The 22,976-nt window shown below is 27.3% G+C and carries 22 protein-coding genes; 20 read left to right on the top strand and 2 right to left on the bottom strand.

What is annotated here, in order from left to right:
* Window position 1 precedes the first annotated feature (1 nt).
* The 20 genes from ACTT9P_RS04140 to lpxB all read left to right on the top strand — a co-directional run bounded on the left by ACTT9P_RS04140 (window position 2) and on the right by lpxB (window position 20,838).
* Window positions 2–1,660: a ribonuclease J gene (locus ACTT9P_RS04140; protein WP_440909432.1), complete on the top strand. Its 1,659-nt coding sequence runs from the start codon at window positions 2–4 to the stop codon at window positions 1,658–1,660.
* Complete coding sequence (locus tag ACTT9P_RS04145) at window positions 1,660–1,905, top strand: DUF1467 family protein (protein ID WP_440909433.1); 246 nt, start codon at window positions 1,660–1,662, stop codon at window positions 1,903–1,905. Before ACTT9P_RS04140 ends, ACTT9P_RS04145 begins: the two co-directional genes overlap by 1 nt.
* A complete protein-coding gene (gene proS / locus ACTT9P_RS04150; protein ID WP_440909434.1) occupies window positions 1,905–3,239 on the top strand; it encodes a proline--tRNA ligase in 1,335 nt (444 codons plus the stop codon). The genes ACTT9P_RS04145 and proS overlap by 1 nt, the downstream gene beginning before the upstream one ends.
* Window positions 3,236–4,468, top strand: coding sequence for an FtsX-like permease family protein (locus ACTT9P_RS04155; RefSeq protein ID WP_440909435.1), 1,233 nt, complete (start codon window positions 3,236–3,238; stop codon window positions 4,466–4,468). The genes proS and ACTT9P_RS04155 overlap by 4 nt, the downstream gene beginning before the upstream one ends.
* Window positions 4,461–5,144 (top strand): ABC transporter ATP-binding protein, encoded by a 684-nt coding sequence (locus tag ACTT9P_RS04160; RefSeq protein WP_440909436.1) that lies wholly within the window; start codon window positions 4,461–4,463, stop codon window positions 5,142–5,144. The genes ACTT9P_RS04155 and ACTT9P_RS04160 overlap by 8 nt, the downstream gene beginning before the upstream one ends.
* Window positions 5,131–8,550 (top strand): DNA polymerase III subunit alpha, encoded by a 3,420-nt coding sequence (gene dnaE, locus ACTT9P_RS04165; protein ID WP_440909437.1) that lies wholly within the window; start codon window positions 5,131–5,133, stop codon window positions 8,548–8,550. The genes ACTT9P_RS04160 and dnaE overlap by 14 nt, the downstream gene beginning before the upstream one ends.
* Before the next feature lie 126 nt (window positions 8,551–8,676).
* Window positions 8,677–9,480: a 30S ribosomal protein S2 gene (rpsB, locus tag ACTT9P_RS04170; RefSeq protein ID WP_440909438.1), complete on the top strand. Its 804-nt coding sequence runs from the start codon at window positions 8,677–8,679 to the stop codon at window positions 9,478–9,480.
* 1 nt (window position 9,481) lies between these two features.
* Window positions 9,482–10,333 carry a translation elongation factor Ts gene (tsf, locus tag ACTT9P_RS04175; protein WP_440909439.1) on the top strand — a complete coding sequence of 284 codons (852 nt, stop codon included), beginning with the start codon at window positions 9,482–9,484 and terminating at the stop codon, window positions 10,331–10,333.
* The gene (gene frr, locus ACTT9P_RS04180) at window positions 10,333–10,884 is read left to right on the top strand and encodes a ribosome recycling factor (RefSeq protein ID WP_440909440.1); all 552 of its coding nucleotides are present in this window, start codon (window positions 10,333–10,335) and stop codon (window positions 10,882–10,884) included. The genes tsf and frr overlap by 1 nt, the downstream gene beginning before the upstream one ends.
* Window positions 10,881–11,558: a polyprenyl diphosphate synthase gene (uppS, locus tag ACTT9P_RS04185; protein WP_440909441.1), complete on the top strand. Its 678-nt coding sequence runs from the start codon at window positions 10,881–10,883 to the stop codon at window positions 11,556–11,558. Before frr ends, uppS begins: the two co-directional genes overlap by 4 nt.
* Window positions 11,558–12,223: a phosphatidate cytidylyltransferase gene (locus ACTT9P_RS04190; RefSeq protein WP_440909442.1), complete on the top strand. Its 666-nt coding sequence runs from the start codon at window positions 11,558–11,560 to the stop codon at window positions 12,221–12,223. Before uppS ends, ACTT9P_RS04190 begins: the two co-directional genes overlap by 1 nt.
* A complete protein-coding gene (locus ACTT9P_RS04195) occupies window positions 12,223–13,383 on the top strand; it encodes a 1-deoxy-D-xylulose-5-phosphate reductoisomerase (RefSeq protein ID WP_440909443.1) in 1,161 nt (386 codons plus the stop codon). The genes ACTT9P_RS04190 and ACTT9P_RS04195 overlap by 1 nt, the downstream gene beginning before the upstream one ends.
* 18 nt (window positions 13,384–13,401) lie before the next feature.
* Window positions 13,402–15,639 (top strand): outer membrane protein assembly factor BamA, encoded by a 2,238-nt coding sequence (bamA, locus tag ACTT9P_RS04200; RefSeq protein WP_440909445.1) that lies wholly within the window; start codon window positions 13,402–13,404, stop codon window positions 15,637–15,639.
* Window positions 15,639–16,142 carry an OmpH family outer membrane protein gene (locus ACTT9P_RS04205; RefSeq protein ID WP_440909446.1) on the top strand — a complete coding sequence of 168 codons (504 nt, stop codon included), beginning with the start codon at window positions 15,639–15,641 and terminating at the stop codon, window positions 16,140–16,142. The genes bamA and ACTT9P_RS04205 overlap by 1 nt, the downstream gene beginning before the upstream one ends.
* Before the next feature lie 4 nt (window positions 16,143–16,146).
* The gene (gene fabZ, locus ACTT9P_RS04210) at window positions 16,147–16,590 is read left to right on the top strand and encodes a 3-hydroxyacyl-ACP dehydratase FabZ (RefSeq protein WP_440909447.1); all 444 of its coding nucleotides are present in this window, start codon (window positions 16,147–16,149) and stop codon (window positions 16,588–16,590) included.
* 55 nt (window positions 16,591–16,645) lie between these two features.
* Complete coding sequence (gene lpxD / locus ACTT9P_RS04215; protein WP_440909448.1) at window positions 16,646–17,659, top strand: UDP-3-O-(3-hydroxymyristoyl)glucosamine N-acyltransferase; 1,014 nt, start codon at window positions 16,646–16,648, stop codon at window positions 17,657–17,659.
* Window positions 17,656–18,438, top strand: coding sequence for an acyl-ACP--UDP-N-acetylglucosamine O-acyltransferase (gene lpxA / locus ACTT9P_RS04220; RefSeq protein WP_440909449.1), 783 nt, complete (start codon window positions 17,656–17,658; stop codon window positions 18,436–18,438). Before lpxD ends, lpxA begins: the two co-directional genes overlap by 4 nt.
* Window positions 18,438–18,926 (top strand): hypothetical protein, encoded by a 489-nt coding sequence (locus ACTT9P_RS04225; RefSeq protein WP_440909450.1) that lies wholly within the window; start codon window positions 18,438–18,440, stop codon window positions 18,924–18,926. Before lpxA ends, ACTT9P_RS04225 begins: the two co-directional genes overlap by 1 nt.
* On the top strand, window positions 18,923–19,708 hold the full coding sequence (lpxI, locus tag ACTT9P_RS04230; protein WP_440909451.1) for a UDP-2,3-diacylglucosamine diphosphatase LpxI domain-containing protein: 786 nt from the start codon (window positions 18,923–18,925) through the stop codon (window positions 19,706–19,708). Before ACTT9P_RS04225 ends, lpxI begins: the two co-directional genes overlap by 4 nt.
* Complete coding sequence (lpxB, locus tag ACTT9P_RS04235) at window positions 19,705–20,838, top strand: lipid-A-disaccharide synthase (RefSeq protein WP_440909452.1); 1,134 nt, start codon at window positions 19,705–19,707, stop codon at window positions 20,836–20,838. The genes lpxI and lpxB overlap by 4 nt, the downstream gene beginning before the upstream one ends.
* On the opposite strand, the gene gltX is transcribed toward lpxB, so the two are convergent.
* Together gltX and lexA are read right to left on the bottom strand one after the other, a co-directional pair.
* On the bottom strand, window positions 20,830–22,218 hold the full coding sequence (gltX, locus tag ACTT9P_RS04240; protein ID WP_440909453.1) for a glutamate--tRNA ligase: 1,389 nt from the start codon (window positions 22,216–22,218) through the stop codon (window positions 20,830–20,832). The genes lpxB and gltX overlap by 9 nt on opposite strands.
* 22 nt (window positions 22,219–22,240) lie before the next feature.
* Window positions 22,241–22,918, bottom strand: a complete 678-nt coding sequence (gene lexA, locus ACTT9P_RS04245) for a transcriptional repressor LexA (RefSeq protein WP_440909454.1) — start codon at window positions 22,916–22,918, stop codon at window positions 22,241–22,243.
* Window positions 22,919–22,976: the final 58 nt, after the last annotated feature.

Here is a 22,976-nt window from a genome sequence, read left to right on the forward strand (position 1 = left end):
AATGAAAGATGAATTTTTATTTTGTCCACTAGGTGGATCGGGTGAGATAGGAATGAATATGAACCTGTTTGGCTTTGGTCAACCAGGCAATCATAAATGGATAATGGTTGATATAGGTGTTACTTTTGCAGATGACACTGTTCCAGGTATAGATTTGATATATCCTGACCCTGGTTTTATTGAACAAAGAAAAGATAATCTAATGGGTATAGTATTAACACATGCACATGAAGATCATATTGGAGCTATAGCTCATTTATGGCCAAAACTTTGTTGTAAAATATACGCAACACCATTTACAGCTGTATTAATAAGAGAAAAATTTAGAGAGAAACATATCGATATAACTAACGATTTACAGATAGTCGAACTAAATGGAAAAGTAAATTTAGATCCTTTCGAAATTGAATATATCACACTTACACATTCAATCTTAGAACCAAACGGCTTAAAAATTAAAACTCCTCTTGGTGTAGTTCTGCATACTGGAGATTGGAAAGTTGATCCAAACCCATTAATTGGAGATGAAATTAATGCTAAGAGATTAAAAGAAATTGGTGACGAAGGTGTCCTAGCAATGATCTGTGACTCGACTAACGTATTTAGTGCCGGAAGATCTGGTTCAGAGGCCGATGTCAGAAAAAATATGCTAGATGTAATGAGTAGACTAAAAAAAAGAATTATTGTCACTTCTTTTGCCTCTAATGTAGCAAGAATGGAAACAGCTTTTTATTGTGCAGAACAAACTGGGAGACAAATTTCTTTAGTTGGTAGATCAATGCACAGAATTTATAAAGCAGCAAGACAATGTGGTTATTTAAAAAATACAATTGAACCTATCGATCCAAGAGAAGCAAAAAATATCTCAAGAGAAAAAATGGTTTATTTGTGCACAGGTAGCCAAGGTGAACCAATGGGAGCAATGATGAGAATATCAAGTTATACTCATCCTGATGTGTTTATTGAAAAAGGAGATGCAGTAATTTTTTCATCAAAGATAATTCCAGGTAATGAAAAAAAATTATATAAACTTCATAACCAATTAGTAAAAGATGGAATAGAAGTTATATCTGAAGAAAGTGAATTTATTCACGTTTCAGGCCACCCTAACAGAGAAGATTTAAGAGATATGTATAATTGGGTAAAACCTAAATGTGTTATTCCTGTTCATGGTGAGCATAGACACATGATTGAACACATAAGTTTTGCAAAAGAAATGCAAGTACCATTTCCTGTTCAAGTGGAAAATGGTGATATAGTTAAATTAGCCCCAGGTAATAAGCCTGAAGTTTATGATAAAGCTCCTAGTGGAAGACTTTACTTAGATGGTAGTGTTAGTGTTGAAGAAGAAAGTCAATCAATAAAGGAACGAAAAAATTTAAGTGCAAATGGTTATTTAGAAATTACGATTATGGTGACCCCAAAAGGAAATATCCATAATAGTCCAATTGTTTCATATAAAGGCTTACCAATTTTCGAAAAAGATGAATTTGTCTATGGTATGGAAGATGAAATAGAAAAAACAACCAGATCTTTTAAGTTGGGTAGTAAACAACAAGAACACAATCTCATCGATGCTCTAAAAATTGCATGTAGAAAATTTTCAAAAGAAAAGACTGGAAAAAAACCATATACAAATATCAATATAGTTAAAATTTAATGAGCGTTACTGGATTAGCTATTTTATATATTATTATATGGTGGATTATTTTTTTCTCAATTTTACCTATTGATGTAGATAGAAATAAACCTGTAGAGATTGAGGGAGAAGATCCTGGTTCACCTCAAAATCCAAAAATGCTGAAAAAATTTTTATATTGCACGTTAATTACAACTATAATTTTTGGAATATTATTTGTGCTTATGAAGTTTGAATATTTGAATTTAAGGAATATGATAAGCTAATGTATATTTCAAAATCATTTATTCCAATTTTAAAGAATAATCCATCTGAAGCCAAAATTAAATCACATCAACTTATGTTGAGGGTTGGAATGATAAAACAATCTTCAGCAGGTATTTACTCATGGTTACCACTTGGTTTTAAAGTGATGAAAAAAATTGAACAAATTGTAAGAGAAGAACAAAATAAAATCGGTGTTCAGGAAATTTTAATGCCAACAATACAATCTAGTGAAATTTGGAAAGAAAGTGGCAGATATGAAGATTATGGTGAGGAAATGTTAAGAATAAAAGACAGACAAGGAAGAGAGATGCTTTACGGTCCTACCAATGAAGAACTTGTAACAGAGATTTTTAGAGCCTCTGTTAAATCTTATAAATCACTTCCACAGTTACTATATCATATTCAATGGAAATTTAGAGACGAAATAAGACCAAGATTTGGAATAATGAGAGGTCGTGAATTTTATATGAAAGACGCTTATTCATTTGATATTAATGATGAAGAAGCTTTTTTCTCATATAATAAATTTTTTTTATCTTATTTAAAAACTTTCAAAAGATTGGATTTAACAGCAATACCAATGGCAGCAGATACAGGTCCAATCGGTGGAAATTTATCTCATGAATTTATTATTCTTGCTGAAACTGGAGAGAGTAAAATTTTCACTGACAAAAGAATTTTTTATTTAAGTGGAGAAGGAACATCATTAGAAAAAGATTCATTAAAATCATTAAGAAAAAAATATGAACAATATTACGCTGTTACAGATGAAAAATTCAATAAAGAAGAATTTGAACAACAGGTATCAGAAGAAAATAGATTGATCACAAAGGGTATAGAGGTAGGACATATATTTTATTTTGGCGATAAGTATTCAAAACCAATGAATGCCTCCGTTGATTTACCAGGTGGAAAAAAAGATTTTGTCAAAATGGGATCTTATGGAATAGGGGTTTCACGTCTTGTTGGTGCCATAATCGAGGCTAAGTTTGATGATAAAAATGAAATTATGAAATGGCCATTATCTGTTGCTCCTTATGATGTTGCTATCATTCCAATGATTAACAAGAATGATATTACATCTTTAGAAAAAGCTAACAATTTGATGGCTGAACTAAATAAACATAATATCGATGTAATTATTGATGACACTGATGAAAACCTCTCATCAAAAATAAAAAAAATGAATTTGATAGGCGCTCCATATCAAATAATTATAGGTAAAAAATCAGATGGTAACCTTTTTGAATTTAAAGAAGTTGGAGAAGAAACTAAAAATTTATCAGTTTCAGAAATAATCAAAATTATATCAGAAGAAAAAAATAAAAATTGATTTCTCAATTAGAAAAAGAAGTTACTTTTAGATTTTTGAAAACCAGAAAAAAAGATGGTTTTTTAAATGTTATTTCTATTTTTTCATTTATTGGAATCAGCCTGGGTGTTGCAGTATTAATAATTGTAATGTCCGTAATGAATGGTTTTAGGACAGAACTAGTTAATAAAATTGTGGGATTCAACTCTCACATAACCGTTAAACCTTATACAAATAAAATTAATTTAAAAAAATTAAATGAAAATAAGATTAAAGATAAAATTAAGTATTATACTTTAAGCAATTCAGGTGAGTCAGTAATTTTAAATAATAATCTAACAAAAGGGATTTTATTAAGAGGATATTTGAAATCAGATTTTGATAAACTTGACATTATTAAAAATGAAAATTTTATTGGTAATAGAAATAGCCTAAACGAGGATTCAGTTTCTATTGGAAGAGAATTAAGCTTTATTTTAAATGTAGATCTAGGAGATAGCATTGTTTTAATGTCACCTTCATCAGTTGATACAATTGTTGGAAGCTTACCAAAACAAAAAAAATTTATTATATCATCTATATTTGATAGTGGCCTTTCTGATTTTGATAGCAATGTAGCATTTATAAATCTAAAAAGTTTAGAGGAATTTTTTGACTATGAGTTAGAAAAAAGAAATTTAGAACTATATTTTAAAGATCCTAAAAATATTGAAAAACAAAAAGAATTAGTACAAAATTTTTATAATGAGGATTACGTTTATTCATGGGCAGATTTGAATAGTCCATTATTTTCAGCTTTGAAAGTTGAAAGAAATGTAATGTTTATAATTCTTTCTTTAATAATTATTGTTGCAGCTTTTAATATAATTTCAGGATTAACAATCCTTGTAAAGAATAAGACAAAAGATATAGGTATTTTAAAATCTATTGGTGTTTTAAACAAGTCTATCATCAAAATATTTTTCCTTGTGGGAGTAATTATTGGAACTTCAGCAACATTTTTTGGCATCTTTTTAGGAGTAGCATTTTCTATATATATTGAAAATTTAAGAGAGCTTTTAAGCAATACATTCAATATAACTTTGTTTCCTGAAGAAATTTATTTTTTAAGCAAAATGCCTTCTGAAATAAATATTCCATCTATAATATTGATTTCTGTATGCTCTATTTTAATTACAATTTTAGTTTCTATTTTTCCAGCAATGAAAGCTGCAAGATTAGATCCAATTAAATCAATAAAATATGAATAGTTACATTGAATTAAATAAAATCTCCAAAAGTTTTTCATTAAATAAAAAAGTGAATGTTATTAAAAAATTAGATTATAAATTTAAGTTAGGTAAAATTTATTCATTAATGGGACCTTCTGGATCAGGTAAATCTACATTATTAAATATTTTATCGTTAATAGATGAACCAACTAGTGGTCAGCTTAGAATTCATGAAAATATTGTTAAATTTCAAGATAAAGAAAGTAATGATTTGTTTAGAGCGAGAAATATTGGAATTATTTATCAACAAAATAATCTCTTAAATGATTTTACTGCATTAGAAAATGTATATTTAGCAAATATGGCTAGTGGAGAAAATAAATCTCAATCTATATTAAATGCTAAAAGAATTCTTCAATCTGTTGGTTTATCAAATAGGATAAATCATTTTCCTTCAGAATTATCAGGAGGTGAAATTCAACGTGTGGCTATAGCAAGAGCTTTAATTAATGAGCCTAAAATTATTTTAGCTGACGAACCTACGGGTAGTTTAGACATAAATACTGCAAAAGAAATCTTCAAATTATTGTCTGAGCAAAAAACAAAAGATAGAATTATTATTTTTGCAACTCACAATAGATATTTTGCAAATAAGTCAGATTGCATATTGGAAATGGTTAATGGTAATATAAAAACCATTAATGCCAGAAATTAAATTACAAAATTTCAATCATTTAAAAATTCATTCTCAATACTCAATTTGTGAAGGTGCTGTCAAAATTGATGATATCGATAAGATCTGTAAAGAAAATAAAATAAAATCTTTAGGTTTAAGCGATACCTCTAATTTGTGTGGCGCTTTAGAATTTTCTGAAAAATTATCTAAAGTAGGAACACAGCCAATTTTGGGCACGCAAATTTATGTAAGATATGGTGATACATTTGGATTGATACCTTTATTTGCACTAACAAAAGAAGGTTACAAAAGAATTATTTATCTATCATCTCGATCATTTTTAGAAAATGATAATTTATCAGATCCACATATAAATTTTGAAGATCTTCTAAATAAAAATGAAGGTGTAGCAATTTTTTCAGGATCTATAAATGGATTATTTGGAAAACTATTCGATAAAGGTAAATTTTCTGAAATCACCGAATTATATCAACTGTTAAAGAAAAATTATAATAACAGATTTTATATAGAAATACAAAGGCACAATGATGAAAATGAAAAAGGATTTGAAAAATTTAATTTAAATCAATCTTTTAAAAATCAAATACCAATTATTGCAACCCACGAGGTTTTTTACTTAGAAAAAAATATGCATGAGGCTCACGATGCTTTGATATGTATAGGGAATAAAACTTACGTAAATGAAAAAAATAGAATTAAATTTTCTAATGAACATTACTTAAAAAATGATAATGAAATGTCTGAATTATTTTCAGATCTACCTGAAGCTTTAGAAAATAATTATAATTTTCCACTTAGATGTAATTATAGACCAACTTCGTCTAAGCCAATTCTTCCAGATATTAGCTCAAAAGAAGAAGGTAACGCTGATGAAATTTTAATGAACAATTCATTAGATGGCCTTAGAAATAAATTTAAAAAAGTTTTTAACATCAATGAAAAAGAATTTGATAAAAATTCTAAATACTTAGATTACAAAGATAGATTGGATCATGAATTAAAAATAATTATTGAGATGAAGTATTCAAGTTATTTTTTGATTGTATCTGATTATATAAAATGGGCAAAAAATAATGATATACCTGTAGGCCCTGGAAGAGGTTCAGGAGCAGGATCTTTAGTAGCTTGGTGTTTGTCAATCACAGATGTAGATCCAATTAAATTTAATCTTATCTTCGAGAGATTTTTAAATCCTGACAGAATATCTATGCCAGATTTTGATATAGACTTTTGCGAGGAAAAAAGAGACTTAGTTTTCAAGTATCTAACAAAAAAATACGAAAACAGTGTTGCCCACATTATAACTTTTGGAAAATTAAAAGCTAGAATGGCAATTAGAGATGTTGGTCGTGTGTTAGGTTTGCCTTATGGTTTTGTTGATAGTATTTCTAAAATGATACCTTTTGATCCATCAAGACCACAAACTTTATCTGAATGTATTGCAGGTGAACCTCGACTACAAAAAATGATAAAAGAGGACCCACGTGTAAAAAAATTAGCTGAAATTTCTTTGCAAATAGAAGGTTTAAATAGAAACGTAGCAACACATGCTGCTGGTGTTGTGATTGCAGACAGGAAATTAACTGACGTTGTACCATTATATAAAGATAATTCTGCAGATCTTCTTTTGCCTTCAACGCAATTTGATATGTATTCTGCTGAAAATGCTGGATTAATTAAGTTTGATTTTTTAGGACTTAAAACATTAACAGTTATTAATAATACTCAAAAATTAATTAGAAAAAAAAATAAAGATTTTGACATAGAAAAAATTAATTTTGATGATCAAAAAGTTTTTGAATTATTATCATTAGGAAAAACTGTCGGCCTATTTCAAATTGAAAGTGCTGGAATGCGAGAAGCGCTACTTCAAATGAAGCCAAATCATATTGAGGATATCATTGCATTGGTTGCTTTATATAGACCAGGCCCAATGAGTAATATACCAACTTACAATGACTGTAAACACGGAAGACAAACACCAGACTACCTCCATCCATTGTTAGAGGATATTTTAAAACCTACTTATGGAGTAATCATCTATCAAGAACAAGTAATGCAAATTGCACAAAAACTTTCTGGTTTTACTGCGGGTCAAGCTGATATTTTAAGAAGAGCAATGGGAAAAAAGAAAAGAGCAGAGTTAGAAAAACAAAAACAAGGATTTATTAATGGTGCTGTAAATAATGACATTAGCAAAGATGTTGCAGCAAGTATTTTTTTAAAGATAGAACCATTTGCTGAATATGGATTTAATAAAAGTCATGCGGCAGCTTATGCAATTATTTCATATCAAACTGCATTTTTAAAAACATACTATCCAAAAGAATTTGTAGCAGCTTCAATGACAATGGATTTATCAAATCAAAACAAATTAAGTGAATTCTATGAAGAACTAAGAAGGTTAAAAGTTGAAATAATAAGACCTGATATCAATGAATGTTTTGCAGATTTTAGAACTATAGATGAAAAATTTTATTATGCCCTGGGTGCAATTAAAGCAGTTGGTTATGAAGCTATTTCAAACATAGTTAAAGAGAGAGAGCAAAATGGAAAATTTAGCTCGATAAATGATTTTATTAATAGAGTTGACCCTAAAGATATTAATAAACTACAATTAGAAGGCTTGGTCAAAGCAGGAGCATTTGATAATTTAGAAAATAATAGACAAGCTTTATTTAATTCTATTCCCAACTTAATTCTCAAATCAAAAAATATTTTTGAAAATAAATCAGCAAATCAGATAGATCTTTTTGGAGACGAGTTATCTAAAAATGATGAGGATTTAATTCATAAAATTGATGATTGGAAATTTGAAAAAAGACTTTCAAAAGAATTTGAAGCAGTTGGTTTTTTCATTTCAGATCATCCTTTAAATCAATTCAAAGATACATTTGAAGATTATAATATTGCTGATTACTTAGAATTTAATAACAATGATCAAATTAAAGAGGCAAATATTTCAGCTACATTGCTAAAACTTACAGAACGAAAGACTTCTAAAGGCACACCTTATGGTGTTATTAAACTTACAGATCTAAATAGCGTTTTCGAATTATTTATATTTTCAGATACACTAGATTTAAATAGAGAAATTTTAAAAGAGGGTAATTCTTTGCTAATAACTTTATTTAAAAACATTTCAAACGACGAAAATAAAACAAAAAGAATAAATGTTCAAAAAATTGCCTCTTTAAAAGATCTTGTAAATAAACCTATTTCAGAAGTTGTTTTTAAGATTTCTTCAGAAGATCAAATTGAAAAAATTTCAAATCTTTTATTTGAAAAAGGTGATACCAAAATAAATATAGAGTTTGAAAATAATGATAAAAAACTTTTTTTGCAGCTTGAAAATTTAAGGAATTTAGATCGCAAGACTTTAAATTTAATTAAAAATCAACAAATTCAGGCTGAAATTATCTAAAAATTACTTGTTAAATTAAATAAATCTTGTATTACAAGCTTAAATTAACAATACGCACACAGTATTTGGTTTTATACCTCCGGTCCTTAAATGGAAATTACTGTGGTGGCTTAACCGGGAATAAATATGAAAATACCTAATCTTACACTACAACAACTTTTAGAAGCTGGCGTTCATCTTGGCCACAAAACTTTAAGATGGAACCCAAAAATGAAAAAATACATTTTTGGCAAAAGGGATTCAATCCACATAATTGATTTAACTCAAACATTAGAGCTAACAAAGATTGCTTTAGAAAAAGTTTATTCAACTATTGCAAACAATGGAAAAATTTTATTTGTATCAACAAAAAAACAAGCCTCAGAAGCTGTTGCTGAAGTTGCAAAAGAAACTGACCAATATTTTGTAAATCATAGATGGCTTGGTGGAATGTTAACAAACTGGGGTACAATTTCTAATTCAATTAAGAAATTAAGAAAATTAGAAACTGATCTTACTTCTGAAAATAGAGGTTTTACAAAAAAAGAACTTTTAAAAATGAGTGTAACCAAAGATAAACTTCAAAGATCTTTGGGTGGAATAGCAGAAATGAAAAAAATTCCAGATCTAGTATTCATTATTGATACTAATTATGAATCATTAGCTATTCAAGAGTCAGTTAAGCTTGGTATTCCAATAATAGCAATTTTAGATAGCAACTCAAATCCTGATGGAATCGACTATCCTATACCTGGAAATGATGATGCTAGAAGATCAATTGATCTTTATTGTAATTTAATAAAAGAAACAATTAATAATGCTAAATCATCTATCCCTGCACAGGAAAAACCTAAAGAAGAAACAAAAAAAAGTGAAAAAACTCTAGGAGAACTTGATAGAGAAAAATTAGATGAAAAATTTGCAAAAGAAAAAAAGGATAAATTGAATTAATATGAGCGATATAGAGAAAGTTAAAAAATTAAGAGAAGCAACTGGAGCTGGTTTTAAAGATTGTAACTTAGCAATAAAAGAGTCTGGTGGTGATTTAGATAAAGCAGTTGAGATATTAAGAGTAAAAGGAATTTCTAAAGCATCAAAAAAAATGTCTAGAGATGCCAAAGAAGGAGTAGTTGCTGTTTCTGGTGATGAAGGAAAAATTTCAGCTATTGAAGTAAATTGCGAAACAGACTTTGTTGCAAAGAATGATGATTTTATAAACTTTGTTAAAGAACTAAGTGAAATGAATAATGAAAAAAATTCAAATTTGGATGACTTGAACAATTCAAAGATGAAAAACGGACAAACAGTTTCAGATAATCTTGTAGCTTTAGTTGCAAAAATTGGAGAAAAAATAACTATAGGTAAAGTAAAAACTATCAAAAATGAAGGTGCTATCAACTTTCACTATTTACATACCGTAGTTAAAGATAACCTTTCTAAACTTGCTGTTTTAGTTTCTTTAGAAACCTCGGACAAATCTGACAACCTAAAATCTTTTGGTAAACAACTATCTATGCATATTGCTGCTTCAAATCCTCTGGCCCTTGACTCTAGTTCTTTAGATCAATCTATAATTGATAAAGAACAAGAGCTAGTTACAGAAGAGTTAAAGAATTCAGGTAAACCAGAAGATATAGCTAAGAAAATAAGCATTGGAAAAATGAATAAATTTAAGGAAGAAAATTCATTACTTACTCAAGCTTGGGTTATGGAACCAAAGAAAAAAGTTCAGGACGTAATTAAAGAGCTTGGTATTGCCGATTTAAAAATAAAAGAGTTTTCAAGAATAAAAATTGGTGAATAATGTTCGACGATAAATCATATAGTTCAAAGATGGATAAAACTATTGATGTATTTGTTAAAGAGCTGAGTTCATTAAGGACTGGTCGAGCTAATGCATCAATGTTAGATTTAGTTAAAGTTGATGTATATGGTCAACAAATGCCAATAAATCAATTAGCGAGCATTACAACTCCAGAACCTAGAATGATTAATATTCAGGTTTGGGATCAAAATAATGTGCCACTAGTTGATGCAGCAATAAAAAAATCTGAGCTTGGCTTAAACCCACAAATTGATGGTCAATTAGTTAGACTTCCTGTTCCTGAGCTTAATGAGGAAAGAAGAACTGAATTAAAAAAAATGATCAAATCAATGGGAGAAAAATGCAAAGTTTCCATTAGGAACATAAGAAGAGAAGCAAATGAAGAATTAAAAAAACTTTTGAAATCTAAAGACATTAGTGAAGATGAAGAAAAATCAAAAGAAAAAGTTATTCAAACAATCACAGATGATCATATTAAATCTGTAGATGAAAAAGTTTCTTCCAAAGAAAAAGAAATAATGACTATATGAACCCAATAAAACATGTCGCCATTATAATGGATGGCAATGGTAGGTGGGGTTTAAAAAATAAGAAAAATAGAAACGCAGGGCATAAAGCAGGTTTAGTATCAGTTGAAAAAATAATTAAAGAAACAATTATTCAAAAAATAAAGTTCTTAACCTTATATACATTTTCTACAGAAAACTGGAAAAGACCAGCTAAAGAAATTAATTTTTTGTTTAGTTTGTTAGAAAATTTTCTTTTAACAAAAATAAATATGTTAACGAAAAATAATATTAAGTTAAAAATAATTGGTGATAAAACTCAATTATCTAAAAAAATCATCAAACTTTTAAATAATTCCGAAAAGCAAACATCGTCTAATAAAAAATTACAAATTAATTTAGCTCTTAACTATGGTTCCAAAAATGAATTAATTAATTCAATTAAAATAATCAAACGAAAAAATATCGTCATAAATGAAAAGAATATTAGTAGTAATTTATTTACAGCAAATGTACCCGATCCAGATATATTGATAAGAACGGGTAATACAAAACGATTAAGTAATTTTCTATTATGGCAAATTGCGTATACTGAGATTTTCTTTGAAAAAAAATTATGGCCGGATTTCAATGAAAAAGATTATAGAAAAATAATCAATGAGTTTAAAAATTTAAAAAGAAACTTTGGAGGTGTTTAATGAAAAAAGAACTAAATAAACGTTTATTTACATCTGTATTGCTAATATCTTTATTATTTTTAATGCTACAATATTCTGTAGTATTAATTTCTTCATTATTATTAATTTTCGTTATCTCTTGGATAGAAATAAATGATATTTTTGAAAAAATATTGAATAAAAATAAAGGAAATTTTCTCCAAAAATTTTTTATAAAATTTCTAATATTTTTATATCTATTATTTTTTATAAAAGTTGTTGTTGATGAGTTTTTACAAAATCAACCAAATGTAAGTTGGAATTTAATTTTCATTATTACAATATGCATTTTAAGTGACATCGGTGGATATATTTTTGGTAAAACCTTCAAAGGAAAAAAACTTACAAAGATAAGTCCAAACAAAACATATTCTGGCATGTATGGCTCATTTCTTTTAACAATATTTTTTTCTTTAGTATATTCCTATTCAATAAGTTTTATAGACTTAGAAATTATTTTATTCACATCAATTGTGATTTCCGCAATTTGTCAGATTGGAGATTTATTTATTTCTTATTTAAAACGAAAAGCTAAATTAAAAGATACTGGAAATATTTTACCTGGGCACGGAGGTTTACTCGATAGAATAGATGGTATTCTTTTTGCGTTACCATTTGGTCTTATTATAATTAATGTTATTTATTAATGAAAAAGAAAATTGCAATTTTAGGATCAACAGGGTCAATTGGTAAAACTTTAATTGATATTATTTCCAAGGATAAAAATAATTTCAAAATTGATTTATTATCTGCTAATAAAAATTATAAACAAATTTTAAAACAAGCCATCAGATTCCATGTAAAAAATTTAATTGTTACCGATAAAAAAGCTTTCAATAAGTTACAAAACCAAATTAAAAAAAGAAACATCAAAATATTTAACTCTTTCGATCATTTCATAAAAAATCATAAATCAAAGTTTGATTATTCAATGTGTGCTATTACTGGTATTGATGGATTAAAACCGACACTAGACATTATTAGATTATCCAAATCAGTAGCTATTGCTAACAAAGAGGCAATTATTTGTGGATGGCCTTTAATAAAAAAAAGTTTAAAAAAATATAATACTAAATTTATTCCAGTGGATTCTGAGCATTTCACCATTTGGATGGCAACAAATAATTTTAAACATTCAATTGAAAAAATTTTTATAACTGCATCAGGTGGACCTTTTAAAGATTTAGATATAAAAAAGTTTAAACACATTACTCCTAATCAAGCTGTGAAACATCCTAATTGGAAAATGGGCAATAAAATATCAATTGACTCATCAACAATGATGAATAAAGTTTTTGAAATAATTGAAGCTAAGAATATATTTAATGTCAAATATCAGCAAATAGATATCTTAATACACAAAGATTCTTATTTGCATTCAATCGTTAAATTTCAAAATGGTATAATTAAGATTGTAGCGCATGACACAACAATGAAAGTGCCAATATTTAATTCAATTTATAATAACGAATCTAAAACAATAAAAACCCAAGATGTATCAATCAGTAAATTAAATAATTTAAAACTAGAAAAACCAAATGATAAAAGATTTAAAATTCTTAAAATCTTGAATTTTTTACCCCATAAAACCTCTCTTTTTGAAACAGCAATTGTGACAGCTAATGATATTTTGGTGGACTTATTTTTAAATAATAAGATTAGTTATTTAGATATTTCAAAAAAATTATATAAGTTCATAAAACTTAATAAAATTAAGAATTTTAAACATGTTGCTCCTAAAAATATTCAAGACATTTTAGGATTAAATGTTTATATTCGCGAGAATTTTGATTTTACAAGGTTATAGCAAGATACGTTACAAAACATGTTTAAATTTATAATTATAAAAATATTTTTTTTATTTTATTTTTCAATTGTTAACGCTGAAGTAATTAAGAAAATAGAAATTGAAGGAAATGACAGAATTCCAGATCAAACCATTGTCATGTTCTCAAAGGTGAAAGTAAATGATGATATTAATCAAAACGATGTCAACAAAATTCTAAAAGAAATTTATGATACTAACTATTTTAATAATGTTGTAGTGGATTTTAATAATCAAATTTTAAAAATCACTGTAGATGAGTTTCCTATAATTCAAAATTTACAATATGAAGGAATTAAAGCTCAAAAAATAAGAGATGCAATATTAGAAAATTTATCTCTTAAGGATAGATCTTCTTATAATGAGATTTTACTCAAAGAAGATAAGAAAAAGATCGATAATAATTTAAAAAAATTAGGTTATTATTTTTCAAGTACAGATGTTTTTGTTGAAGAGCTGGAAAATAATTTAGTAAATGTGACTTATGTTGTTGATCTAGGAGAAAAAGCAAAAATAAAAAAAATTACTTTTAACGGTGATAAAGTTTTTAAAGATCGAAAATTAAAAGGGATTATTATAAGTGAAGAATATAAATTTTGGAAATTTATATCAGGAAAAAAATTTTTAAATGAAGATATGATTTCTTTTGATGAAAGATTATTACAAAACTTTTATAATAATAAAGGTTACTACAATGCAGAAATAAACTCATCTTTTGCCAAATTAGTCGGAGAAAATGAGTTCGAACTTATCTATAATATAAATGCAAATAAGAAAATTTATTTTAATGAATTTAAATTAAATTTACCTGAAGATTTTGATCCAAATAACTTTTCTTCTTTACAATTACGATTTGATGAACTCAAAGGACAACCGTACTCTATTAATCTTATAGAAAAGATTTTGGAAGAGGTTGATAAGATTACATTAAATGAGCAATATATTTCAATAAAAGCATCAGTAGATGAAGATATCATTGATGATAAGATTAATTTAACATTTAATATTGAAGATGGTGAAAAATTTATTGTTGAAAGAATAAACATTTTTGGAAACAATATTACAAGAGAGAATGTTATAAGAAATCAATTAGAGGTGGATGAAGGTGATCCTTACAACGAAATTCTAACCAATAAATCTGTAAATAATATTCAAAGTTTGAATTTTTTTAAAACCGTAAACCAAAAAATTGTTGATGGTTCAAATGATAACTCTAAAGTAATCAACATATCAGTTGAAGAAAAGCCTACTGGTGAAATAACAGCATCTGCTGGAGTTGGAACCTCGGGTACTAGTATTGGTTTTGGTGTTAGAGAAAATAATTATTTAGGCCGTGGAATTGCATTAGACTCTAATATATCATTAGGTTCAGATACTATTAAAGGGTTATTTAGTGTATCAAATCCAAATTTTAGAAACTCTGATAAAGCCGTCTATGCATCAGCTGAAGCTAGTGAGACTGACAAATTAAAAGCTTCAGGATATAAGACTAGTAAAACTGGTTTTGAATTAGGAACAAATTTTGAATATTACGATGACGTTAGAATTGGGTTAGGTACCTCATCTTATCTTGAAAAAATTAAAACATCGACAAAGGCTTCTGCAAAAATGAAGAAGCAAAAAGGTGATTACTTTGATACATTTGCAAATTTTAGTTTTGATTATGACAAAAGGAACCAAAAATTTCAAACATCTGATGGTTTTAGAAGTACATATAAAACAAGTGTCCCTCTTGTTAGTGAGACTAATACGCTAACAAACACATATACTTACAAATATTTTACAGAACTCTATGATGATAATATTTCAAGTTTTTCAATTTATATGAAAGCAGCAAGCTCAATTAAAGACAAAGATATTAAATTATCAGAAAGATTGTTTGCACCATCAAATAGATTAAGAGGATTTGAATTTGGAAAAGTAGGCCCTAAAGATGGAAATGATTATATTGGCGGTAACTATGTCTCTACTGTCAACTTCACATCAACGTTACCATTTATACTTGAGAACGCACAAAATACTGACTTCTTAGTTTTTTTTGATGCAGCAAATATATGGGGTGTTGATTATGACTCATCTCTTAGCGATAAATCTGATGATATTAGAAGTGCAGTAGGAATAGGTGTAGATTGGTTTACACCTATTGGTCCATTAAACTTTTCTTTAGCTTCACCTATTTCAAAAAGCAATACAGATAAAACAGAAACATTCAGATTTAATTTGGGCACAACCTTCTAATGAAAAAAAATTTATTAATCTATATAATATTTTTTTTCTCCTTTTCTTTTGCAAATGCTAACGAAAAAATTGCTTTTATAGATATTGATTTTTTACTAACTCAATCAAAAGCTGGAAAATCAGTATTATCTGATTTAGATAAATTAAATAAAAAGAATATTAGCGATCTAAAATCTCAGGAACAAAAATTAATTAAAGAAAGGGAGGAGCTAGATAAGCTGAAAAATATTTCCTCACAAGAAGATATAAACATCAAGATACAAGCTTTTAAAAAAAAGATTGAACAATTTAATAAACAAAAAGTTGATCTTTCATCAAAATTTAATAATAAAAGAGATGAAGAAACTTTAGCGTTATTACAAAAAATTAATCCAATTATTTCAGATTATATGGAGAAAAATCAAATAACATTAATTTTTGATAAAAAGAATATATATATTGCAAAATCAGAATTAGATATAACAAAACCTATTTTAGAAATAGTAAACTCAAAAGTAAAATAATTTTATGAAATTGAATAAAACTGATATCGCTAATTTACTACCTCATAGAGAACCAATGCTATTAGTAGACGAGTTATATGATATTAAAAAACTAGAGTCTGCGACTGCTGTTGTAAAAGTTAAAAAAGACAGTTTTTTCGTTCAAGGTCATTTTCCTGGTCAACCCGTAATGCCTGGTGTATTAATTGTGGAGTCTTTTGGTCAAGCTGCAGCTGCTTTAACTGCACATGGACTAGATAAAGCCACATACGAAAATAAACTTGTTTTTTTGATGACAGTAGAAAAAGCAAGATTTAGAAATCCTGTAATTCCAGATTGTGATTTAATTTTAAAAATTAAAGCTATAAGATCTCATGGTAGAGTTTGGAAATATCAAGGTGATGCATTTGTAAATGATATCAAAGTGGCAGATGCAATATGGTCTGCTACTATAGTAGATAAAAAATAATCAGTAATATTTATTGATAAGATTTATAGTCAATTTTTGATAGATACATAATACAATGAATCCATTCTTTAAAAACTTTGGTCCTTTTAATTTAAAACAAATTTTAACTTTTTTAAATTTATCGATATCTTTACCAAATTCAGTTGAAAATATTTTGATAAAAGATGTAAAAGATCTCTCATCTGCTAACACAAATGAATTAACTTTTTTTCATAATAAGAATTATGAAAAACTTGCCTCAACCACAAAAGCATCTTGTTGTATAACTTTAGAAAATTTAGCTAAATACTTGCCAAATACTTGCGAACCTATAATAGTAGACAATGTTCTCCTTAGTATTGCAGAAATAACAAAAAAATTTTATCCCACTTCTGTAACTGATGATTTTGACTCTAGTGTTGTTGAAATTGAGAAAACATCTTTCAAAGATGATATCTTTTATGGAAGAAATATTTTTATTGGAAAGAATGTTCAAATAGGAAAAAATTGCAAAATAGGACATAACTCAATTATAGAAAGCAATGTTATAATTGGAGATGACTGTACTATTGGATCTAATGTTATATTAAGAAATTCTTTAATAAAAAATAATGTAAGTATATTAGATGGAGCAATTATTGGAAAAAAAGGTTTTGGTTTTTTTCCAAACAAAGACAAAAATGTAAGATACCCTCATATTGGTATTGTGATTATAGATGACAACTGTGAAATAGGTTGTGGCGCAACAATTGATAGGGGATCGATGTCGAATACCGTAATAGGAAAAAACACTTATATTGATAATCAAGTTCATATTGCTCATAATAATAAAATTGGTGAAAATTGCATTGTTGCTGGCCAAGTAGGATTTGCAGGAAGTTCATCTTTAGGAAATAATGTAATGATTGGTGGACAGGCTGGTATATCTGGTCATCTTAAAATTGGTCACAATGTTCAAATTGGTGGAGGCTCTGGAGTTTTGGATGATCTTAAGGATAACTCTAAAGTAATGGGATATCCTGCAACTAGTATAAGAAATTTTTTAAAAGAAAAAAAAAGTATATTAGATTTATTGAAAAGAAAAAAATGATACATGATACCTCTATAATTGATAAAAATGCCAAGATTGGCAACAACGTTGAAATAGGACCTTATTGTGTAGTTGGTCCCAATGTTAAAATAGCAGATAATAATAAATTACATTCTCACGTTAATATTTCAGGAAATACAAAAATTGGAGAAGGAAATATATTTTATCCTTTTTGCTCAATTGGCAATGATCCTCAAGATTTAAAGTTCAGTGGTGAAAATACTGAATTGATTATAGGAAATGGAAACAAAATTAGAGAATATGTAACCATGAATCCAGGAACAGCTGGTGGAGGTAAAAAAACAATAGTAGGTAACAATTGTTTATTTATGGTTTCATCACACGTCGCTCATGACTGTATAGTGGGTGATAATGTTATTCTGGCAAATAATGTTCCTTTAGGTGGACACGCTATAATTGAAGATGGTGTTATAATTGGGGGAAATTCAGCTGTGCAACAATTTACTAGAATAGGAAGAGGTGCAATGATTGGTGGAATGTGCGGCGTGGTAAGAGACGTAATACCCTATGGTATTGCTCTTGGAAATAGAAGTGTATTACAAGGTCTGAATTTGATTGGATTAAGAAGGAAAAATTTAGATAATAAAGATATAATTAAATTAAGTGAAGCTTATAAAATAATTTTTAAAAATGAAAATTTTTTAAAGAATATTGACGAACTTGATGAAAGTTTTATGAAAGTAGCAATGGTTAAAGAAGTTGTTGATTTTTTAACAAAAGATAAAAAAAGACCAATTTGCACTCCCTTTTCTAAATAATGAAAGTAATAGATCATTTAATTGAACCAGAATTGTTTCATAAATTTAGAAGAGTAATTTTAGAGGCGAAATTCCCATGGTTTTTTGTTAATGGAAAATCAGAACTTCAAGATGGTCTTTACCAATTTTCACATTTATTTGTAGATGATGGTGGTAAAATTGTTTCAAATTATTTCAAAATACTTTTACCAATTATTAACAAACTGAATGTAGAAAAACTTTATAGAATAAAAGCAAATTTAACCACAAAGAAAGAAACTAATGAAAAAGCTCCAATGCATATTGATACAGATGAAAAAGGTATCAAAACTGCAGTATATTACTGCAATACTAATAATGGAGGCACACTATTTCAAAATGGTAAAAAAATAGAGAGTAAAGCTAACAGAATTGTTATTTTTGATGGGCATCAAAAACATTGTGGTGTTGAATGTACTGATGAAAATATTAGAGTTGTGATTAACTTTAATTATTTTGAAAAAAAATGATTGGTTTATTTTTAGGAGATACTGAATTTCCAGAAATAGTATTATCAAAAGTAAAGTCAAAAAAACAAAAATACTTTATTATTGATCTATCAAAAAAAAACAAATTTAAAAAAGATAAGAATAGTTATCGAATTAGTATAGGAAAGTTCGGATCAATTTTAAAATTAATCCATGAGAAAAAATGCAAAAAAGTTTTATTTGCAGGAAAAATTGCAAAGCCAAATCTTTCATCATTAAGATTAGACGTAAAAGGTATTTATTATATTCCAAGAGTTATTAAAGCTTATAAGAAAGGCGATGCTGCTATAATTAAAAGTATTATCAGTATATTAAAAGATGAAAAAATTTCAGTTGTGCGATCTAATTTATTCAACAATGATTTGACAGTTTCAAAAGGTAATTATACTAAGTTGAAACCAGTGTTTTTTGACAAGAAAGATATAAATACAGGTATAAATTTTTTTAAAAAGTTAAATCCCCTTGATCATATTCAAGCAATAATTGTTAGAGAAGGTAAAATTTTATTAAAAGAAACAAAATTCGGTACAAGTAAAATGATATTAAATTCAAAAAATAAGAAAGGTGGTATTCTTATTAAATTTCCTAAAAAAAAACAGGACCTCAGAATTGATTTACCCACAATTGGAATAAAAACTTTGAAAGAATCTAAAAAACAAGGCTTAAAAGGAATAGTGTTAAAATCTAATCAAAATATTTTTCTTAATAAAAAAGACTGTATTGATTTTGCAAACAAAAATAAAATTTTTATAAGCGTTATATGAAAAAAATATTCATTGTTACCGGTGAACCATCTGGAGATAAATTAGCTTCAGAAGTTGTTAAAAAATTAAAAGAGAAATATGAACAAATAGAATATAGATGTGTTGGTGGGGAATACCTTAATTCATTAGGTATTAAAAGTATTTTTGATTTAAAAGATATAACACATTTAGCTTTCACAAGCGTATTGTTGAATATTTTTAAAATTAATAAAAGAATAAATCAAACTGTTAATTCAATATTAGAATTTAAACCAGATATTTTGTTAAGTGTCGATAGTCCAGATTTTACACTTAGGGTATCAGAAAGAGTTAAGAAAAAAAATTATGATATAAAAACAATACATTACGTAGCTCCACAAGTTTGGGTATGGAGAGAGGGTAGATTAAAAAAATTCAAAAAATTTTTAGATCATGTTCTTTTACTTTTTAAATTTGAACAAAAATATTTTGATAAAGAAAATATAAGCAATACTTTTGTAGGTCATCCTTTATTAGAAAAGAAAGTCTCAAGTAAGATAAATTTAGATAATTATTTTGATAATTCTAAAAAAATTGTATCGATATTTCCTGGAAGTAGAAAATCTGAAATAGATATTTTATTACCAATTTTATTAAAATCTGTAGTTTTAATTAACAATAAATTAAAAAATTTAAATTTTGTATTTCACGCAACTAATGAAACAAAAGATTTTATTGAAAAATATCTGAAAGAAACAAATATAGATAATATTGATATAATTTCTGACCCTGAAATTAAATTTAGCACATTATCAAAATCAATATTTGCGATAAGCAAATCTGGCACTGTTTCTCTTGAGATTTGCAATCAAAACATTCCATCAATAATAATCTATAAATTAAATTTCATTAATTATTTCATAATTAAATCATTAGTAAAAATTAGATTTGCCAATATAATTAATATTATTAACGATAAAGAAATCATTCCTGAGCTCATTCAAAATGAGTGCAATCCTAAAGAAATTTCAAATTCGGTTATATATCTTTTAAAAAATCCCAAAATGGTTGAGCTTATGTTGAATAAAATTCAGAAAACTCTTAGTAATATCAAATCTCAATCGTCATCTACAGAGGAAGCAGCTAAAGTAATAATGCAAAATTTAAGCTGATAATCTTTTGATTACCTCGTGTTTATCTAGTGAGGTAATAATATCATAAATTCCTGGACCAAATTTTGAACCAGTGAGCATTACTCTTAAAGGCTGACCCACACCTTTGAAGTTAGTCTCATTATCCGATATCAAAGTATTTACAATTGGTTCTAATGTTTCTTTATTTATAGTTTCAAGTTTTTCAAATTCTAATTTGAATTCATTGATGATTTTTTTTGACTTGTCATTAATTATTTCTAGAGAGTCTTGATTTATCTCTATATTTTCAACAATTATATATTTTAAGTTGTTGTTTATATCTTCTAATGTTTTGGCTTTATTTTTTAAAAAGCATAGAGATCTTTTAATATTTCCTTTTTTTTTATCAGGAATTTTTTGTTTAAATTCTTCACAATATATTTCTAAGTTTTTAAATAATAAATCTTCATCCAAATTCTTAATATAATGTTCATTCATTGATAGTATTCTACTCATATCCAATTTAGATGGCGATTTACCAATACCTTCAAAATTAAAGTATTTAATACTTTCTTCTTTTGTGAAAATTTCCTTATCCTTATATGACCATCCAAGTCTTAAAAGATAGTTTCTAAGTGCATCAGGTATTATTCCTATTTTTGAATAATCATCTAGCGTAGATGCATTGTCTCTCTTAGATAATTTTTTTCCATCTATAGTATGAATTAATGGTATGTGTGCAAATTTTGGCACATTCCATTTCATAGCTAAATAAATTTGTATTTGCTTAAAAGTATTTATCTTATGATCATCACCTCTGATTATGTGTGTCATATTCATATTATGATCATCTACAGTTGCTGATAAGTTATATGTTGGCGTGCCATCATTTCTCAATATAACAAAGTCTTCTATAGTATTATTTTCTATCTCCACATCTCCTTGAACTAAATCATTAAGTATGGAAGTTCCTTCAATTTTACTCTTAAATCTAATGACAGGTTTTACATCTTTTGGAGTATCTTTTTCATCTGCATCTCTCCATTTTCTATTATAGATATAGGGGATTTTTTTTTGTCTTGCTCTTTCTTTTTGTTCTTCTATTTCCTCTGTTGAGCAATAACACTTATAAGCATGTCCATCCTTTAAAAGTTGATTTGCAATTTCTATGTGTTTATCTATTTGATTTGACTGAATATACTCTTCTCCATCATGCTCAATTCCTATCCATTTAAGTGAGTTAACTATTTGTTTTTTGTATTCGTCTTTAGATCTTTCTTTATCAGTATCTTCAATTCTTAAATAAAACTTACCATTTTGGTTTTTAGAATATAACCAATTAAATAAAGCTGTTCTTACACCTCCAATATGTAAGGGACCAGTAGGGGATGGAGCAAATCTAGTTGCTACTTTTGACATCTGATGTATTTAGACTATTTTTTTAGAAGTTTCTATATAAAGATACTAAAACACCTTGAACTTTTACTCTGTCGGGACCAAAAATTTTTGTTTCGTAGTTTCTATTAGCACTTTCTAAGGCAACAACTTTACCTTTTCTTCTAATTCTTTTTAACATTGCCTCATGGTCATCAATTAATGCTACAACAATTTTACCATTGTCCGCTGTATCTGTTCTTTTGATAATTACTGTATCTCCTTCATTGATACCAGCTTCAATCATCGAGTCACCTTGAACTTTTAGTCCAAAATAATCACCATTTTTTTCTAAATTATTTGGTAATGGAATTCTAGAAACCTCATTTTGTATCGCTTCTACTGGGGTGCCAGCTGCAATTTTACCTAATACTGGAACTTCCATATCATCAGATTTATTTACTTCTTCATCTAACCCACCTTTAATAACACTAGGTGAAAAGCTGTTATAAATATCATTTGCAGATGCAGTTTCTGGAAGCTTTACAACTTCTAAGGCTCTTGCTTTATGAGCAAGTCTTTTAATGAAACCTCTTTCCTCTAAAGCGCTAATTAATCTATGTATTCCAGATTTCGACTTCAGGTTGAGTGATTGCTTCATTTCTTCATAAGAAGGTGAAACACCTGAACTTCTCAACTTCTTGTTGATAAATAATAATAAATTTTTTTGTTTTTTTGTTAGCATAAGAACAAATATCGTACAAATAATGTTCTATAAAAGTTCTTTATATTTCACAATAGCA

The organism is Candidatus Pelagibacter sp. (genome assembly GCF_052048095.1).
Taxonomy (GTDB): Bacteria; Pseudomonadota; Alphaproteobacteria; order Pelagibacterales; family Pelagibacteraceae; genus Pelagibacter.

Coding starts and splice junctions, on each gene's coding strand:
- ACTT9P_RS04140 (WP_440909432.1), top strand. CDS start 2: ATGAAAGATGAATTTTTATTTTGTCCACTAGGTGGATCGGGTGAGATA.
- ACTT9P_RS04145 (WP_440909433.1), top strand. CDS start 1,660: ATGAGCGTTACTGGATTAGCTATTTTATATATTATTATATGGTGGATT.
- proS (WP_440909434.1), top strand. CDS start 1,905: ATGTATATTTCAAAATCATTTATTCCAATTTTAAAGAATAATCCATCT.
- ACTT9P_RS04160 (WP_440909436.1), top strand. CDS start 4,461: ATGAATAGTTACATTGAATTAAATAAAATCTCCAAAAGTTTTTCATTA.
- dnaE (WP_440909437.1), top strand. CDS start 5,131: ATGCCAGAAATTAAATTACAAAATTTCAATCATTTAAAAATTCATTCT.
- rpsB (WP_440909438.1), top strand. CDS start 8,677: ATGAAAATACCTAATCTTACACTACAACAACTTTTAGAAGCTGGCGTT.
- tsf (WP_440909439.1), top strand. CDS start 9,482: ATGAGCGATATAGAGAAAGTTAAAAAATTAAGAGAAGCAACTGGAGCT.
- frr (WP_440909440.1), top strand. CDS start 10,333: ATGTTCGACGATAAATCATATAGTTCAAAGATGGATAAAACTATTGAT.
- uppS (WP_440909441.1), top strand. CDS start 10,881: ATGAACCCAATAAAACATGTCGCCATTATAATGGATGGCAATGGTAGG.
- ACTT9P_RS04190 (WP_440909442.1), top strand. CDS start 11,558: ATGAAAAAAGAACTAAATAAACGTTTATTTACATCTGTATTGCTAATA.
- ACTT9P_RS04195 (WP_440909443.1), top strand. CDS start 12,223: ATGAAAAAGAAAATTGCAATTTTAGGATCAACAGGGTCAATTGGTAAA.
- bamA (WP_440909445.1), top strand. CDS start 13,402: ATGTTTAAATTTATAATTATAAAAATATTTTTTTTATTTTATTTTTCA.
- ACTT9P_RS04205 (WP_440909446.1), top strand. CDS start 15,639: ATGAAAAAAAATTTATTAATCTATATAATATTTTTTTTCTCCTTTTCT.
- fabZ (WP_440909447.1), top strand. CDS start 16,147: ATGAAATTGAATAAAACTGATATCGCTAATTTACTACCTCATAGAGAA.
- lpxD (WP_440909448.1), top strand. CDS start 16,646: ATGAATCCATTCTTTAAAAACTTTGGTCCTTTTAATTTAAAACAAATT.
- lpxA (WP_440909449.1), top strand. CDS start 17,656: ATGATACATGATACCTCTATAATTGATAAAAATGCCAAGATTGGCAAC.
- ACTT9P_RS04225 (WP_440909450.1), top strand. CDS start 18,438: ATGAAAGTAATAGATCATTTAATTGAACCAGAATTGTTTCATAAATTT.
- lpxI (WP_440909451.1), top strand. CDS start 18,923: ATGATTGGTTTATTTTTAGGAGATACTGAATTTCCAGAAATAGTATTA.
- lpxB (WP_440909452.1), top strand. CDS start 19,705: ATGAAAAAAATATTCATTGTTACCGGTGAACCATCTGGAGATAAATTA.
- gltX (WP_440909453.1), bottom strand. CDS start 22,218: ATGTCAAAAGTAGCAACTAGATTTGCTCCATCCCCTACTGGTCCCTTA.
- lexA (WP_440909454.1), bottom strand. CDS start 22,918: ATGCTAACAAAAAAACAAAAAAATTTATTATTATTTATCAACAAGAAG.